Genomic DNA, 16,934 nt, shown 5'->3' on the forward strand with positions numbered 1-16,934 from the left:
TAATTAGTTACCAATATAAACCCAGACCTTAACTCCTATGATGCCATATATAGTTTTTGCTTCAGCAAAAGCATAATCTATATTAGCACGTAAAGTATGCAAAGGCAAACGGCCTTCTTTATACCACTCAGTACGAGCTATCTCAGCTCCGCCAAGGCGCCCAGAACAACTTACTTTAATACCTCTAGCACCCATCCTCAAACAACTTTGAATAGCTTTTTTCATCGCTCTTCTAAATGAAACCCTTTTTTCTAACTGCTGTGCAATGCTGTTTGATATTAAAACTGCATCTATTTCAGACCTTTTAACCCCTACTACATTCACTTCCACATTATTTTTTACTTTTTCAGCTATCTTTTGCTTTATCTTCTCAATATCCGAGCCTTTCTTACCTATTATCACTCCAGGTCTAGAAGAATGTATTATTACAGATACCAAATCGATCGTACGCTCTATAATTACTTTAGAAACACCAGCATGCTTAAAAGATTCATTTATATAACTGCGAATAGATAAATCTTGATGCAACCCTTGTTTATAACCCTTCTCAGCATACCAAATAGATGACCAAGTATTAATTATTTTTAACCTAAATCCTTTAGGATTAACGTTTCCCATATTTTTGCACTTTCCTTATTAATTTTCTATTTTTATGAATCATATAATTTCCCCCAATTTTACAGTTATATTACTATAACGTTTACTAACTCTATTAGCTCTACCCATAGCTTTTGGACATACCCTACGCAAAGTAAGAGACTTACCTATTAAAATTTCTTTTATATATAAATTATCGATATCCAATCCATAATTTTGAGCATTAGCAATCGCAGAATTTAATACCTTCCTTATAAGACCTGCAGCTTTCTTTTCACAAAATCTTAATTGCACAGTGGCAAAAGAAACTTTTTTATTACGTACTAAACCAGCAACCAAATTCAATTTACGAGGAGTTGATTTTAAAACCCTAGAACCAGCTTTAACTATTACATCTCTGTTTTTCATATCAATTACCTTCTTGTCGCCTTTTTATCACCACTATGCCCAGTAAATTTACGAGTGGGTGAAAACTCACCAAACTTATGACCTATCATATTCTGATCATTAACATTCACAGGAATGTAATCCTTACCATTATAAACAGCAAACTTTAAACCTAAACAATTAGGAAGAATTACAGAAGCCCTGGAATGAACTTTTATAGCCATGTTAACAAACCCCTTGTTTAAAGCATTATTCACCGACTTTAATATAGAAGGATGACAAAAAGGAGGCTTCCATGCAGATCTACTCATAAACTAACCTTTCAATTGTTTTATATACTTATCACTAGATTTATTTCTCCTTCGAGTTTTCTTTCCTTTTGTTGCAACACCCCAAGGAGTAACAGGATGACGACCACCAGAGGTTTTTCCTTCCCCGCCTCCATGAGGATGGTCAACCGGATTCATTGCAACTCCACGTACAGTAGGTCTAATCCCAAGCCACCTACTTCTCCCAGCTTTACCCAACTTTCTATTCTTATGGTCAGGGTTAGATACTACACCAATAGTAGCCTTGCAAGAAGATAAAATCAACCTAATTTGACCAGACCTGAGTCGTAATAAAATATATTGGCCATCACGACCAACGATTTGTGCATAACAACCAGCAGCTCTAGCAATCGCAGCACCATTACCTGGCTTCAGCTCAACATTATGAACGAAAGAACCAACAGGTATATGCTTGAGTAGTAAACAATTCCCTGGCAAAATATCAGCATCATTCCCAGCTGTAACAACATCACCTGGCTTCATACCTTGAGGAGCTAATATATAAGACTTAATATCATCTTCCTTATATGATATTAACGCCAAAAACCCACTTCTATTTGGGTCATACTCTATTTTTTCAACTATACCTTGACCACTTCTATTACGCTTAAAATCTATCACTCTATACTTCTTTTTGTGACCACCACCCCTATGACGAGTTGTAATTCTACCATGATTATTTCTTCCACCACTGGACTTTTTACCGGATGTAAGAGACTTTTCTGGCTCATCTTTTGATAAACCAACTTTACTTACTAACACAGTCCCACGAGAAGACGGAGTAACAGGATTAAAAAATTTCATACCCATACTAAACGCTCATTATATCTAATTTTTGACCATCCATCAAAGAAAAATAAACTTTCTTTTTCTGTTTTTCACAACCAATCACACCCCTAAAACGCCTATATTTAGGCTTAATTCTAACAACATTTATAGAAGAAATTTTAACATCAAATAGAGACTCTATTGCCAACTTTATTTGACGCTTATTTACATTTACAAAAACATACAAAGAATATTTATTAAACTTCTCCCTCAAAAAAGAGGCCTTTTCTGTAATTATAGGAGATTTTATTATATTATTATATTTGATCATAACAATCTACCTTCAAGATGCTTTAAAGTATCCTTTGTCAACATCACGCATTCGTGATTCAATATATCAAAAACATTTAACCCAATAGGTTTGATTAAGTCTACATAGTGCAAGTTTTTAGCCGCACGCAACAAATCATCTCCATAATCACCAACTATCAAAAAGGAAGAAAATTTAAAATTTTTAATACATTTACACATTTCAGACGTTTTCTTCACATCAATATTTAAATTATCCAGAATAATTACTTGATTATTTAAATACTTTAGAGATAAAGCAATTTTTAAACCAAATTTGCGTACCTTCTTATTAAGAGAATAAGTATGACTCCTCACAACAGGGCCGAAAATAATCCCACCACCTCTAAATTGAGGAGATCGCAAGCTCCCTTGTCTTGCCCTACCGGTACGTTTTTGACCATAAGGTTTAGCTGTTGTACCAGAGACATCACTAATACCTTTTGTTTTATGAGTACCAGCTCTTCTCTTCGCTAATTGCCATCTCACTATATCATGCAAAATACTCAATTTTTGCTTAGCAGAAAATATCAAAGGATTGAGCTGAGCAGTACCTACATTATCATTAGATAGATTAACTAAATTACATTCCATAACTAACTTACCAAATTACTAGCATCATCATTTACATCTAACAGTAAACCTACCGGAAAAGGAACATCTTTATGTAAAGATTTTTTAACTGCATCTCTTACAAAAACATAGGAATTTTTAAACCCAGGAACATTATTACCCTTCACAGCAATTATACTATTTTCATGATCAATGGATAATATCTTCATATTTTGTGCAGTTATCCTGCTGTTACCTAAATGACCAGCCATTTTCTTTCCTTTGAATACTCTACCAGGATCCTGACATTGGCCAGTGGAACCTTGTGATCTGTGAGCAATAGAAACACCATGAGATGCCCTAAGCCCACTGAAATTATGCCGCTTCATCACACCAGCAAATCCTTTACCTATAGAATAACCCGTAATATCAAGATATTGACCAACCACAAAATGATTGATTCCCACTTTTTTACCACATTCTATTCCCGACAGGTCATTTAATCTACTTTCGTATAACTTACATTTATTATTTATACCCTTTTTCTTTAAATATTCCAACTGAGGTTTTGCTATATTTTTAAAATCTCCTGTGCCTAAAATGACTGAATTATAGCCACATTTATCTTGTCCTTTTATATCAATAATATAAGTTTCGCTGAGATGCAATAAAGTTACAGCCATGCGACTATTGTCAGAATACATAGCAGTATGACCAATATTCATCATTAGTAAACCAATTCTCCTCAGCGAATTTATTCTCTTCATTTCCTTCTCCTAAACCTTAACTTCCTTGACTTTTAAATCCACTTCTACGCCAGCAGAAAAAGATAAACCTGTAAGCATCTGCATCATAGTAGGAGTAAGATCATGTAAAACAATCAAACGCCTAGAAGTTCTCATTTCAAACTGTTCACGAGATTTTTTATCAACGTGAGGAGATCTATTAACAATAAATTTAGAATCTTTCCTTGGCAACGCAATCGGACCAGATAATTTTGCACTGGACCGCTTTAATTCATCAACAAATTTTCGAACACACTCCTCCAATAAAGAACAATCGAAAGCCTTAATGTTAATATATATATCTTGCTTCATCTTAGTTACTACACTCACTCCAAAATTTCAGAAACAACACCAGAACCAACAGTTCTACCGCCTTCTCTTATCGCAAAACGCAATCCCTTATCCATTGCTATCGGTACTTGCAATTCTACTTCTACACTCACATTATCTCCTGGCATTACCATCTCCTTCCCATCTAGCAATTTTATGCTCCCAGTTACATCCGTTGTCCTTAAATAAAACTGTGGCTGGTAATTCGCAAAAAATGGTGTATGCCTTCCTCCTTCCTCTTTCTTTAATATATAAACCTCCGCCTTAAACTTTCTATGCGGCGTTATCGTCCCCGGTTTTGCCAATACTTGCCCTCTCTCTACTTCTTCTCTTTTTGTTCCTCTTAACAATATTCCTACATTGAGTCCTGCACTTCCCTTATCCAGCAAATTCTTAAACATTTCTACACCTGTGCATATCGTCTTTTGCGTCGCTTTCAGACCTATTATCTCTATCTCTTCTCCCGTCTTTATCTCTCCCTTCTCTATTCTTCCTGTTACCACTGTTCCTCGCCCCGATATCGAAAATACATCTTCGATTGGCAATAAAAATGGTAAATCCACAGGCCTTGGTGGAACCGCTACATATTCATCTAACTTTTCCATCAATTTGTCTATTGATTTCTTTCCATATTCGCTGCTGTCATCCTCCAGCGCCTTGAGCGCTGAACCAACCACCACAGGCACTTCATCCCCTGGAAATCCGTATTTACTCAGTAATTCCCTCACTTCCATTTCTACTAAATCTATCATATCAGCATCAGCAACATCAGCTTTATTTATATACACCACGATATATCCAACACCTACCTGCTTCGCCAGCAATATATGCTCTCTCGTTTGTGGCATTGGCCCATCAACCCCCGACACTACCAATATCGCCGCATCCATCTGTGCTGCACCTACTATCATGTTCTTTACATAGTCAGCGTGTCCAGGACAATCAACGTGTGCATAATGCCTTTTCTCTGTCTGATACTCAACATGCGCTGTTGCTATCGTTATCCCCCTCTTCCTTTCTTCTGGCGCTTTGTCTATCTGATCGTACGCTACAAAATTTCCATAATGCTTCGTTATCGCCGCTGTTAACGTCGTCTTCCCATGATCCACATGTCCTATTGTTCCCACATTTACATGCGGCTTTCCAAATGCTTCCACTATTGCTGTCATAATTTAAACTTTTCTACCTAAAATACAAATACATCAATAAATAATATGTTGATTTTATAAAAATACAACAAAAAAAAGAGCGGATAGTGGGAATCGAACCCACTTCACTAGCTTGGAAGGCTAGAGCTCTACCATTGAGCTATACCCGCACAATGGAGGAGGTAGGATTCGAACCTACGTACGCTCACGCGGACAGATTTACAGTCTGTTACCTTTAACCACTCGGTCACTCCTCCGCAAAAATTTGTTAAGAGAATACTATTTTAGCATCTTAACTTAAGCTCTTATTGTATTTAATACTAAACGCCTAAAATTAAAAAATCAAGCAATAAAACCTACCCTGATTAAAATCATGCAGATTTCATTTTATATAACACAATATTGCCAATAAAACGCCTAAACAAATAATGCGAATCATGCGTACCTGGCGCTTCTTCTGGATGATATTGCACAGAAAAGACTAGGTAATCCTTCATCATTATTCCCTCTACACTATTATCAAATAGAGAAATGTGAGTAATTTCAACATTACTTGGAAGAGAAGCTGAATCAACAACAAAACCATGATTTTGGCTAGTGATCTCAACTTTTCCACTAATTACATCATAAACTGGATGGTTACTCCCTCGGTGACCTATATCCATCTTGATGGTCTTTGCCCCCAAAGTAATCGCAAGTAATTGATGGCCCATGCATATGCCAAAAATTGGTATTTTAGATTTTATAATAATGTCTATTTCTGAAACTACACTTTCTCCTATTTCTTGCGGATCACCAGGACCATTTGAAAGCACTATACCATCTGGATTCATACTCAACACTTTTTGAGCAAAACCTGTGCTTGGTCTGATTAATTCAACTGTACAACCAAGTTCTATTAAGCGTGAAACTATACTGATTTTTACGCCAAAATCAACGATTACAATCCTATATTTTGCATTAAGGTCAATAGCTCTATCTGATGTCATTCCAGTGCGTGACACTGGAATCCATATATTTTTTGCTGGATCCGAGTAGTCAGCTACTTGGATGACAAAGTGCTCCGCTAGTCTATTATTTTCAAAACTGTTATTTAAGCTAACCTTATTAGTTATTTCTATCCCATTTACAGGTTTGTATTCCTTCAATTTGTCTAATGCATGCGCCTTACTCGATGAGCATATCATTCCATTTTGAGATCCATGTTCTCTCAAATGTCTTGTTAAAGCTCTAGTATCAACTCCTGATATCCCAATCACGTTATTTTTCTCTAACCAATCATTTAAACTGATATATGAAGAAGGGTGGGACATAGAAGAAAGTTCACGCATAACCACACCACTTGCAAAAATTTTCTTTCCTTCATTATCTTTATGGTTTATTCCAATGTTACCAATATGAGGAAAAGTGAACGTTATAATTTGATCGGCAAAAGAAGGATCAGTTATAGTATGCTGATAACCGGTCATACCAGTGGTAAAACAAACCTCGCCTATGCACTTGCCTTTTTTACCTACTGATTTTCCCCAAAAGCACTTGCCATCTTGTAAAATTAAAACTGCGTCCTGCACTTCATTATCTATTTAACTGATTCAAAACAGTATACAAGAATTTCAAATAATACGTAACTCTTTCTAAAATTCCAAATTTAACCACGAAGCAGCAAAAAATAACATGAAAAACTTTTAATACAATCTTTCATATAAAATATATAGTTGACTACCTTCATATTTCGTATTAGATATAGGTAAATCATAAGTAAAGTGGAGGGTAATAATGAACACTGGTACAAATCAATCAAAAAAAATAAATGAGAAGTGGTTAGCTGGAGGAATTGGCGCGCTATTATTTGTAATGATGCTACCGTCGATTCTTCTTTTAGCAAAAATAGCTATAGGGCTAATTATGGTTTCAGTTGCAGCAATAGCGATAAAAGTTGCCTTAAAAACAATATCGAATGCTTTAGAGGATAAACAGGCAGATCAAAGCCAAGCGACGCAACAAACAACACAAAGTAAAATTATAAACCTGGCTATTGGATTAACATCTATATTCGTAGGAGGATTATCACTATTCATTATAGCACAAACTGGCTTAATTGCAGCATGTGCAGCTATAACTGCTTTAGCTCTACACGAATATGTTAAAAATCAAGAAATAGGAAAAGAGATAAATGATAAATTCGATAAGGTAGCTGACGATACAATCAATTTTATTGTTAGCAGTGTTGAAAAACTTATTCCAACAAAGCCGCCAGGCATAACAGCCTAAACTGTCTCCGTTCAGGGCATAAGTGTTACAAGTAGCATTATATAAAGCGATTAATGGCATCCTCCTGATAATAGAATAATTGTATCTGTTCAGGGGCATCGCAAATATTGAAGCAAAAGTGGTCAGTGCTTACTATACGAATATTGTGATTTGAATCCACTAGGGAGGATGTCATCCCAGTGCCCAGACACTGGGATCCAGGAATTTTGATTAGAGATTAAATTGGTGAGTATAAAAGTAGCTAATCCTACGTTAAAATACAACGTTTTTAATGGGACTGCGTAAAAGGGCTGGATTCCAGTGTCAAGCACTGGAATGACACCTTTGTGTTTGAGGCAAAACCTGCTATAACATTTCTTCGCAAACAAACGTTCGTACAGTTATGTATCAGCTACTTTCATGGCACCATTTGTTGTAAACTCACATTTCTCTATGATTATCTTTATTTGCCGCTTTCCCGAACGGATGCTCTACAGTTATTTCCTCATTAATAGAGCGAGGTGCACCGGAACCAGGTACAACGATATTCTCGTGCGATTGCATATCCTTCTTTTCCTCACATGGTGTTTGCTTAATGAAATGTGCTGCTAAAACTTCATGTAAAGCTTTACCTTTTATAAGCACAGCCTCGTTTTGCTTAGCTAACTCTAAAATTTTCTTTGGTTCAACATCTTTACCGTCAATAGTTGATTTTTTAATACTAACTTGACCTAAATTTATATTTAGAACAACAGTACAGTTAAGGTCTTTTCCAGATTCATCTTTTGCACCCCAACTAATTTCGATGTCACATATTGCAAATTTTGTAAAGGAGTAGTTCCTCTGTTGTTTCTCATTCTTCTCAATTGTTACTATTCTTTCACCATTGCTGTATATTTTTGCTCTTTTTACCTCGCTTTTCTCTTCTTCCATTCTTTTAGTTTTTTCAGTGAAAAGACGACTGGTTTCTAAACTTTGTTCAGGTTTAGTAATGTTGATATTAAGATGGTCATAATGATTAAGAAGACGGTTTGCATATGGACATGGCACATAACACCCATCAAAGAAAGCAATTGCACTACCAGTTTTTAGAAATTCTTGTCCATCGCTCATTCTTTCACCAATTCGAATAAGATATCTACCCAACCTCTTTTTAAAATTTTCTTTTAACTCCTCCTGATCTTTAGAAGTAAGCTTCTTATCCAATATACCCATTATTTCTTTTCGCTTACTCAATACCACATAATTGAAAAGGAAAATATCATCCTCTCGATAATAATTTGCTATCTTGTCAAATGGATCTGCCGGCCAACCGTTATTATAATTTACGAAATCAGAAGAATCTTCACACTTATTATCCTTAAAATCAAAATTCAATCTTTCAAAATCTGATAATACTTTTTCTGCCCTATCTTCAAAAGACCGAAGTCCATCTTGAAGTTCTTTTCCATAACTCATTCCTTTGTCAATTTGAAGAACATATTGACCATATTTCTTTCTAAACTCCTCCTGTTCTTCGAGGAGAGGAAGATTCCTATCTAATATATCGATTATTTCTTTCCGCTTATTCAATATTACATAGTTAAAAAGGGCACTCTCCCCCTTCTTTTCATAATCGTCTGCTATTTTGTCAAAACACTTATTATCCTTAAACTCCAATTCCTCAAAATCTGAGAGCACACTTTGTACCTGAGTCTCATCGAATTGAAGATTTGCTTGAGGAGATAGAAGAGTCAACTTTTCTTCACTTTCCTTGGTACTCGAATTTTTGTACAAACCATTAAATAGATTTATAATACTAGAAAACATTTCACACCTCTATTGTTATAAGTAAACTTGATTATATCTTAATGCTAAATGTTGTAAAGCTAAAATTAGAAACTAAAAAAGCTAACATAAGTTCTGCATTGTTTGCAGCTTTATCAGCCTATTAGGCAGAATTATTAAAGAATTAGTTGAATAGGTATTATGATTCAATTTAACTCCATCCACAAGTTCTCCGCTTGTTACTCCAGTTGCAATGAACACTGATTCACCTCTTGCCATATCTTTTACGGCGTAGACTTTTTCTGGGTCATCAATATTTAAATTTTTTGCTCTTTCTCTTAACTGATCCGTATCAAGTACTAATCTTCCCTCCATCTGTCCGTCGATAGAGCTTAGCGCTGCAGCCGCAAGCACTCCCTCTGGTGCTCCTCCTATACCGATATACATATCATGATTGCCATTTACTAGTGAAACTATGGCCGCAACATCACCATCATCTATTAGTTTAATTTTTGATCCTAATTTCCTGATTTTCTCTATTAATTCACCATGCCTTTCACGTTTAAGTACAGTTACCACGAGATCATTCACTTTGCACTTTTTTGCCTTGGCTAAATTGTCTAGATTCTTTTCAATGCTATTTTTTAGTGAGACTACACCCTCTGGAAGATTTTTTCCTACCGCTATTTTTTCCATATAAACATCAGGTGCATGTAAAAAATTACCTTTTTTCGTTGCAGCAAGAACAGACATTGCCCCTGGTTTGTAATGAGCACAAATCGTAGTGCCCTCAAGTGGGTCAACGGCAATGTCGATTTCAGGACCATTTCCAGTGCCAACCTTCTCGCCAATATATAGCATCGGCGCTTCATCTCTCTCACCTTCACCAATTACGATAGTACCATTTATTTCCATTGAATTTAATACTGTACGCATTGCATCAACTGCAACCTGATCAGCCCTTTTTTCATCACCAAAGCCTGCCAATTTATACGCAGCAAGTGCTGCAGCTTCGGTCACTTTAACTAATTTATAGGCTAAATCTTCCATCATTTGCTTTAAGAACTATATTCAATATGTATCATGATATATCATGCTGCTTGAAACTGCAATATGCCTTGACTGGTTTTGGGAAAGTTGCTATAATAAATTAGATAGTAATAGTGGTAAAATTTGACATGACTTATGAAAAGATAAAGGAAATTGTAACTAACAATCCTAATATAACTGCTGAGGAGTTTGGTGAGAAGCTCAAAGAAAATAGGATAAACATAAAAAAAACAAATAAATATCATTATACTTTACTTGGGCATATTGTTAATTCAAAGGGACCTAATATTACAGACAACACCAATGATCGTGCTATATTTCTACACATTATTAAATTACTCACAGAGTTGAAAACTGAAGGCAATACTGGTCAATTCAAACATGTAAAAGCTGGATTGAGCGAAGCTATAACGACTAAGCAAGCTGATGTTGTAAGAATACTCCTGGATAGTGGTAAGTTTAATGAAGAAGAAAAATTTAACGCTTTGCTCTGTGCTGTTACTCAAAAGTATGTCCAGGGAGTTAAATTATTGTTAGGTCATGTAAATGATGAAAACATGCAAAAGGCTTTAAAGGTGGCCATGGATAAAGAACAAACTACACAAGTTGAAGAAATTACTCAGATACTATTAAATTTTATTACACCAGAAACATCCAATGTAGAAGAAAATATAGTACCAGCACCTCCTATAGTAACAGAAGCAAATGCTAACCAACCTGTGTCAAGTAGTGTTAATGATCAGCCAGGTCATAGTAACGAAAATGAAACGCCTGTATTAACAATAGAAACAAATACCGGCAAAACTACTATATCAGATTGTGATAATAATAAAAATGTCTTCACAAATTCTCAATTTTCTATGCCAAATGAACAAGAAACTAAATATAAAGAGAGCAAAAAGGATTTTTACACCTCATTGACAAAAGATGTTGTTGGAGTTGTTATTACAGGATTATTCATTACTGCTGCTGTGATGGTTCCATTTGTAGCTGGTGCAGTAGTTTGCAGTGTCATAGCTGCTTTGATTGCAATATATACCGGGTTGCATGTAAAAAATTCTACATTACCAAGTTATAGGGAGATGAGAGAGAATGAAGTTGAACGTGTAACAGGATGTCATCCCAGTGCCCAGACACTGGGATCCAGAAGGTCATAATAAAAACTAGATTCCAGCGTCACGCGCTGGAATGACACCCTCTGGTGGGCTCAAACCATATGAGTAGCCAACACTGCCACTATACTTACCTAGCAAATTTAGATCTAACACTAAACTGTGCTGCCACTAACTTTGCAATCGGTACTCTATAGGGTGAGCATGAAACATAATCTACCCCTGATTCGATGAGAAACTCTATAGATTTTGGATCTGCTCCATGCTCTCCACATATACCCAGTTTTATTTCTTTTCGGGTTTTTTTGCCTCTTTCAATGGCTATCTTGATTAACTCCCCTACCCCTTCGATGTCCAGCACTTCAAATGGATCATTGTCAAATATGTTGCTTTCCTTATAAGAATCGAGGAAATTAACTGAATCATCTCTTGAAAGTCCCATGGTTGTTTGCGTTAAATCATTAGTGCCAAAACTAAAAAACTCTGCATGTTTTGCTAACTTATCAGCAATCAGTGCTGCTCTTGGTAGTTCTATCATCGTTCCAATTGAGTACGCCTTGTCTGATGTCATTCCAGCGCGTGACGCTGGAATCTGCATCTGGATCCTAGCTGAGATGACAGAGGATTCTTTCTTTGCTAGCTCGCATATCAGAACAAACTCTTTCTCACTCATGATAAAAGGAATCATGATTTCAGGTTCCACTTCTATCTTCTTTTCTTTCTTTAATTCACTTGCAGCACTAAGTATTGCCCTAATCTGCATGCTATATATTTCAGGATGAGAAATAGCAAGTCTACAACCTCGATGGCCAAGCATTGGGTTCTTTTCTGATAACTGTGCTATTTTATTTTTTACTGACTCAACTGACTTACTAAGTGATTTGGCAATTTTTTCTATAGTAGACTGATCATTGGGTAAAAATTCATGCAAAGGTGGATCAAGCAACCGTATAGTGACTTCCCTGCCCTCCATAATAGAAAATATTTCTTTGAAATCAGACTTTTGCATTTCTTCTAGTTTAATGAGCGCATTTGCCCTTTCATTTTCATCGTCAGCTATTATCAATTTTTGAATGAATTCGATTCTATCACTAGCGAAAAACATATGTTCTGTGCGACATAAGCCTATACCTTCTGCACCGAATTCTTTTGCAATTTTTGCATCTTTTGGAGTATCAGCGTTCGCTCTCACTTTGATCGTTTTGATTTCATCTATCCAGTTGATTATCGTTTTGAATTCTTGCGATAATTCAGGCGAAATTGTAGGAAGAATGCCAAGCATAACCTCCCCTGTTCCTCCGTTGATGGTAATTGGTTCACCTTTATTTACTTTTGTATCCCCTACAGAAAAGAAAATTCCATCTTTATCGATATAAAGTCCACTTACACTGCAAATGCATGGCTTACCCATTCCACGGGTTACAACAGCAGCATGCGAGGTCATCCCTCCCCGTGCTGTTACTATGCCGCTTGCAGCATTCATTCCATTAATATCTTCAGGACTCGTTTCTGACCTTACTAAAATCACTTTTTTACCCTGCTCTGCAGCTTTTTCAGCATCACTTGCACTAAACACTACATATCCAGAAGCAACACCTGGAGAAGCAGGTAGCCCCTTCCCTATTACTTTTTGGTCACTCTCAACGTCAAGAACTGGATGCAATAAATTGTCAAAGGTTTTTGGATCAATTCTCAATATTCCTTCTTCTTTTGTAATCGTTCCTTCGTTTACCATATCAACTATTATGCGAATAGCAGCTTCAGCCGTGCGCTTGCCAGACCTAGTCTGCAAAATCCATAATTTACCGTCCTGTACAGTAAATTCGATATCCTGCATGTCTTTATAATGCCTTTCAAGTTTTTCACATACCACACATAATTCTCGGTAGACACTTGGCAGCAACTTCTCCATGGTGTTTTTTTGCTTTCCGTCAATTGGCATAGGAGTATAAACACCAGAAACCACATCCTCACCCTGAGCATTAATCAGAAATTCACCAAAGTATTTTTTTTCTCCAGTTGAAGGATTTCGTGTAAATATCACACCAGTTGCAGAATTATCATTTAAATTACCAAAAACCATTGCTTGCACGTTGACCGCTGTTCCAAGGTTTTCAGGAATATTATGTATTCTTCTATAGGAAACAGCCCTATCATTTTTCCAAGAGGCAAATACTGCATTAACTGAGTTTAACAATTGCTCTTCAACGTTCTGCGGGAAATGTTTTCCTGTTTTTTCATGTACTATCCTTTTGAAATTGTTAACAATTTCTTTTAAAACATCAACATCAAGATCAGCTAAGCTTTTTGCTCCACTCTTTTGCTGCTTATTATCAATAACATCTTGAAATAGGTGATGATCAAGCTGTAGTACAACATTGGAGTACATCATGATGAAACGGCAGTAGCTATCGTAAGCAAAACGTTCGCCACTTTTTTTTGCAAGCCCAACAACGGTTTCATCATTTAGGCCAACATTTAAAATAGTATCAAGCATGCCCGGCATTGAACTAACACTACCAGAGCGTATTGAAACTAATAAGGGGTTATTTAAATCCCCAAACTTACAACCGATGTCATTTTCGAGCATCGCCATGTAGTTTTTGATTTCACTACATATGTCATTCCAGTGCGTGACCACATTTTTTTCTGGATCCGAGTAGTCAGCTACTTGGATGACAGAAGATCTATTGTCTTGATAATAGACTTTGCAAGCAGAGGTGGAAATTGTGAAACCAGGTGGAACAGGAATGCCAACATTGCACATTTCTGCTAAATTTGCCCCCTTTCCTCCCAGCAGATTTTTCATTTCTGCATTGCCTTCGCATTTACCCTGGCTAAAGTAATGCATTAACTTTTCCCCCATCATTTTCTCCGGATTTTCACTGATAAACACATTGTACATATAGTTCCAATAAACCTGTGAGGACTTGAAACCTTAGGATAATAAATTTTACAAAATTTTGCAACAACGTTCCCTCTGGCAACATCAGTAAAGTTAACAAAAAAGATGACAAATTATTGAATTATTATCAATAAGAATATATAATATAAAGATACATTTAAAAATTTTTTTATGGCTCTTTCTAAGTTTCTCGACCCCAAGAATGATGTTGCGTTTCGGCGTATTTTTGGTACTGAAAAAAATAAAGACATCCTCATTCACTTTCTCAATGATATTTTGGGGTTCACTGGCAAAGATGAAATAAAAGAAATAGAATTCCTCAGCACTATTCAAGATGCTGAAATTGCCTCTAAAAAACAAAGTATCGTTGATGTTCTTTGCAGGGATGAAAATGGGGTGCAAGTAATAGTCGAAATGCAAGTTGCCAAAACTAAAGGCTTTGAAAAACGCGCTCAATATTACGCTGCTAAAGCTTATTCAAGGCAAGCTGATAAAGGTGATCAATATCAGGATCTTAAAGAAATCATTTTTATAGCTATTGCTGATTGTATTCTCTTTCCTAATAAATCTGAGTATAAGTCAGATCATGTAATGTTAGACAAAGATAGCTATGAACATGATTTAAAAGATTTTTATTTTACATTTATTGAGTTACCAAAATTTCCTAAAACTAAAGAAGACCAATTGGAGAGTATAGTTGAAAAATGGATCTATTATTTTAAATATGCAGATGAAACTAGCGAAGAAGAATTGGAAAAGATAATAGGTAGTGATGTAATAATTAAAAAGGCATATGAAGAACTAAATAGATTCAACTGGTCAGAGAAAGAATTTATTGCCTACGAACAGGAAATAAAACGTATTCGTGATGAACGGGCTGTTCTTGAACAAAAACTTGATGATGCTAAAAAGGAAGGAAAAATTGAAGTTGCAAAAACAATGCTGGCTAATAATGTTGATGTCACCACTATTGTTAAGTTTACTGGCCTCTCCATGAGTGAGATCAAAGAATTGCAGAATTAAGTGGACCCGCAAACGGTTACACGAAATAATGCTGCAGCCTGACCAGGTGATAAGTACATTTAGCCTATTTATCTTTATACTTTCATGTCAATTTTATAAATCAAATTTATTTCTGTGAGTAGCTACAATTTAAAGACCTTGCTTCATCAATGTAATGGAACAAAACCTTTTTAGTAAGTTCAAAACCCTCTAAAGTCTCTCCTTCGCATCTTGCTGTAATGCAGTTTTGCGTATTTGATACCCTAAGAAGCCACCAACCTTTATTATCGGTTACTTTAACACCATCAAGATCTGAAAATACAATATTTTGCTTCTCCAGTGTTTTCTTTATTGATTCAATTATTTGAAATTTTTTCTCATCTTTCACTACAATCTTTACTTCATGAGTGATATATAACTTCGGTAAATCCTCAATTACCTGAGATAGGCTTTGGTTTTTCTTAAGCAAAATGTCAACTGCTTTAACAGCAGAATATAGCCCATCATCAAAACCTAGCTCAGAAAAGAAGAAGTGCCCGCTTAATTCACCAGCAAACTTTGCCTCTTCCTCTACCATCTTCTTCTTAACTAGTGAATGTCCAGTAGCGCAGGTAATAACTTGCCCTCCTAACTTACTAACAAAATCATGCACTTTCATACTCATTTTTACGTTAGCAATAACTTTGCTTTCTGGATATTCCTCCAACACTTCACGTGCAAAAATTATAAATAAATGGTCATTGGAAACAACGTTGCCTTTATTATCAATTAAGCGCACCCTATCGCTATCGCCATCTAGCGCAATGCCAAGATCACATTCACATTCCTTCACAATGTCAATTAATTGAGCGAGGTTCTTTTCCTCTATGGGATCTGGATCATGCAGTGGAAATGCCCCATCTATAGAGTTATTGGTTACGATATGCGTATGACCAGGCAAGATCTTTTCAATATACCTTATAATTCCACTTGCTGGACTATTTCCACAATCCCAGGCTATTTTTAATTTCTGTGTAGTATTATTCTTCACTGCACTTTTCAATATGCTAATGTACTCACTATATATATTTATGTTAATTAAGCTTCCAATTCTTGTGCTGTTTTTAATTGGACTGCTTATAATTTCCTTCATTTCTTGATCTGAGAAGACTTTTTTATTACTAAAAAATTTAAAGCCATTATATTCGCTGGGGTTATGAGAGGCAGTTATTATGATACCAAGATCCGCCTGTGTGATTTGTGTTGCAGCGTAAAGCATAGGTGAAGAGCATAGTCCAACGCGTATAACATTTGCACCGGATAAAGTTAAGCCCCTAATTAATTCTCTTTCTATACCTGGTGAATCTATTCTGCTGTCGTAGCCGACACAAACACTAACTACGGTTTGGCCAAACTTTCTACCTATCTCGTACCCATCATTAATCTGCAAGTCTTTGCCTATTATACCTCTAATATCGTATTTTCTTATAATGGTATTGTCCATACTGTACTTCTTGAAGTGACTACTATATAACATTTTGGCCAAATGCTCAAGTTTATTTATCCAACAATTAGTTGACTTTTTAAAGAAATCTGTTAATATTATAGTATATTTTTTAAAATGT

General features: G+C 35.8%; 17 protein-coding genes and 2 tRNA genes. 3 read left to right on the forward strand and 16 right to left on the reverse strand.

Annotation, left to right across the window (positions count from 1 at the left end; all coding sequences use genetic code 11):
* Positions 1–3: 3 nt before the first annotated feature.
* The 12 genes from rpsC to carA form a co-directional block, all read right to left on the reverse strand.
* A complete protein-coding gene (gene rpsC / locus AAGD87_RS05445; RefSeq protein ID WP_010962753.1) occupies positions 4–618 on the reverse strand; it encodes a 30S ribosomal protein S3 in 615 nt (204 codons plus the stop codon).
* Positions 619–657: 39 nt separating this feature from the next.
* Positions 658–1,005, reverse strand: a complete 348-nt coding sequence (gene rplV / locus AAGD87_RS05450) for a 50S ribosomal protein L22 (RefSeq protein ID WP_007549821.1) — start codon at positions 1,003–1,005, stop codon at positions 658–660.
* A gap of 5 nt (positions 1,006–1,010) precedes the next feature.
* A complete protein-coding gene (gene rpsS, locus AAGD87_RS05455) occupies positions 1,011–1,295 on the reverse strand; it encodes a 30S ribosomal protein S19 (protein WP_006279181.1) in 285 nt (94 codons plus the stop codon).
* Positions 1,296–1,298: 3 nt separating this feature from the next.
* Positions 1,299–2,123 carry a 50S ribosomal protein L2 gene (gene rplB, locus AAGD87_RS05460; protein WP_155968324.1) on the reverse strand — a complete coding sequence of 275 codons (825 nt, stop codon included), beginning with the start codon at positions 2,121–2,123 and terminating at the stop codon, positions 1,299–1,301.
* Between the two features lies 1 nt (position 2,124).
* On the reverse strand, positions 2,125–2,412 hold the full coding sequence (locus AAGD87_RS05465; protein ID WP_015589144.1) for a 50S ribosomal protein L23: 288 nt from the start codon (positions 2,410–2,412) through the stop codon (positions 2,125–2,127).
* Positions 2,409–3,023: a 50S ribosomal protein L4 gene (gene rplD / locus AAGD87_RS05470; RefSeq protein ID WP_012673183.1), complete on the reverse strand. Its 615-nt coding sequence runs from the start codon at positions 3,021–3,023 to the stop codon at positions 2,409–2,411. The genes AAGD87_RS05465 and rplD overlap by 4 nt, the downstream gene beginning before the upstream one ends.
* Positions 3,024–3,025: 2 nt before the next feature.
* A complete protein-coding gene (rplC, locus tag AAGD87_RS05475) occupies positions 3,026–3,748 on the reverse strand; it encodes a 50S ribosomal protein L3 (protein ID WP_006279218.1) in 723 nt (240 codons plus the stop codon).
* Between the two features lie 9 nt (positions 3,749–3,757).
* Positions 3,758–4,078: a 30S ribosomal protein S10 gene (gene rpsJ / locus AAGD87_RS05480; protein ID WP_012673184.1), complete on the reverse strand. Its 321-nt coding sequence runs from the start codon at positions 4,076–4,078 to the stop codon at positions 3,758–3,760.
* Between the two features lie 14 nt (positions 4,079–4,092).
* Positions 4,093–5,265, reverse strand: coding sequence for an elongation factor Tu (gene tuf, locus AAGD87_RS05485; RefSeq protein WP_341817467.1), 1,173 nt, complete (start codon positions 5,263–5,265; stop codon positions 4,093–4,095).
* A gap of 78 nt (positions 5,266–5,343) precedes the next feature.
* Positions 5,344–5,414 (reverse strand) — tRNA-Gly (locus tag AAGD87_RS05490).
* Positions 5,415–5,418: 4 nt separating this feature from the next.
* Positions 5,419–5,501 (reverse strand) — tRNA-Tyr (locus AAGD87_RS05495).
* Between the two features lie 114 nt (positions 5,502–5,615).
* On the reverse strand, positions 5,616–6,815 hold the full coding sequence (carA, locus tag AAGD87_RS05500) for a glutamine-hydrolyzing carbamoyl-phosphate synthase small subunit (protein ID WP_010962760.1): 1,200 nt from the start codon (positions 6,813–6,815) through the stop codon (positions 5,616–5,618).
* 205 nt (positions 6,816–7,020) lie between these two features.
* Here carA and AAGD87_RS05505 point away from each other — a divergent pair, with 205 nt between their 5' ends.
* Positions 7,021–7,515 (forward strand): hypothetical protein, encoded by a 495-nt coding sequence (locus AAGD87_RS05505; protein ID WP_010962761.1) that lies wholly within the window; start codon positions 7,021–7,023, stop codon positions 7,513–7,515.
* Between the two features lie 420 nt (positions 7,516–7,935).
* On the opposite strand, the gene AAGD87_RS05510 is transcribed toward AAGD87_RS05505, so the two are convergent.
* Both AAGD87_RS05510 and glpX read right to left on the reverse strand, forming a co-directional pair.
* On the reverse strand, positions 7,936–9,303 hold the full coding sequence (locus AAGD87_RS05510) for a hypothetical protein (RefSeq protein WP_265023970.1): 1,368 nt from the start codon (positions 9,301–9,303) through the stop codon (positions 7,936–7,938).
* Positions 9,304–9,384: 81 nt separating this feature from the next.
* Complete coding sequence (gene glpX, locus AAGD87_RS05515) at positions 9,385–10,311, reverse strand: class II fructose-bisphosphatase (RefSeq protein WP_265024331.1); 927 nt, start codon at positions 10,309–10,311, stop codon at positions 9,385–9,387.
* A 128-nt stretch (positions 10,312–10,439) separates the two neighbouring features.
* Here glpX and AAGD87_RS05520 point away from each other — a divergent pair, with 128 nt between their 5' ends.
* Positions 10,440–11,468, forward strand: coding sequence for a hypothetical protein (locus AAGD87_RS05520; protein ID WP_338481646.1), 1,029 nt, complete (start codon positions 10,440–10,442; stop codon positions 11,466–11,468).
* A gap of 85 nt (positions 11,469–11,553) precedes the next feature.
* Here AAGD87_RS05520 and ppdK read toward each other — a convergent pair whose 3' ends face one another.
* Positions 11,554–14,289 (reverse strand): pyruvate, phosphate dikinase, encoded by a 2,736-nt coding sequence (ppdK, locus tag AAGD87_RS05525; RefSeq protein ID WP_341817468.1) that lies wholly within the window; start codon positions 14,287–14,289, stop codon positions 11,554–11,556.
* Positions 14,290–14,499: 210 nt separating this feature from the next.
* Here ppdK and AAGD87_RS05530 point away from each other — a divergent pair, with 210 nt between their 5' ends.
* A complete protein-coding gene (locus AAGD87_RS05530) occupies positions 14,500–15,351 on the forward strand; it encodes an Rpn family recombination-promoting nuclease/putative transposase (protein ID WP_096616857.1) in 852 nt (283 codons plus the stop codon).
* Between the two features lie 106 nt (positions 15,352–15,457).
* Here the strand turns inward: AAGD87_RS05530 and AAGD87_RS05535 are convergent, their stop codons facing one another.
* Positions 15,458–16,846: a phosphomannomutase/phosphoglucomutase gene (locus tag AAGD87_RS05535; RefSeq protein ID WP_265023973.1), complete on the reverse strand. Its 1,389-nt coding sequence runs from the start codon at positions 16,844–16,846 to the stop codon at positions 15,458–15,460.
* Positions 16,847–16,934 lie beyond the last annotated feature (88 nt).

Source organism: Wolbachia endosymbiont (group A) of Pherbina coryleti, assembly GCF_964026875.1.
Classification (GTDB): domain Bacteria; phylum Pseudomonadota; class Alphaproteobacteria; order Rickettsiales; family Anaplasmataceae; genus Wolbachia; species Wolbachia pipientis.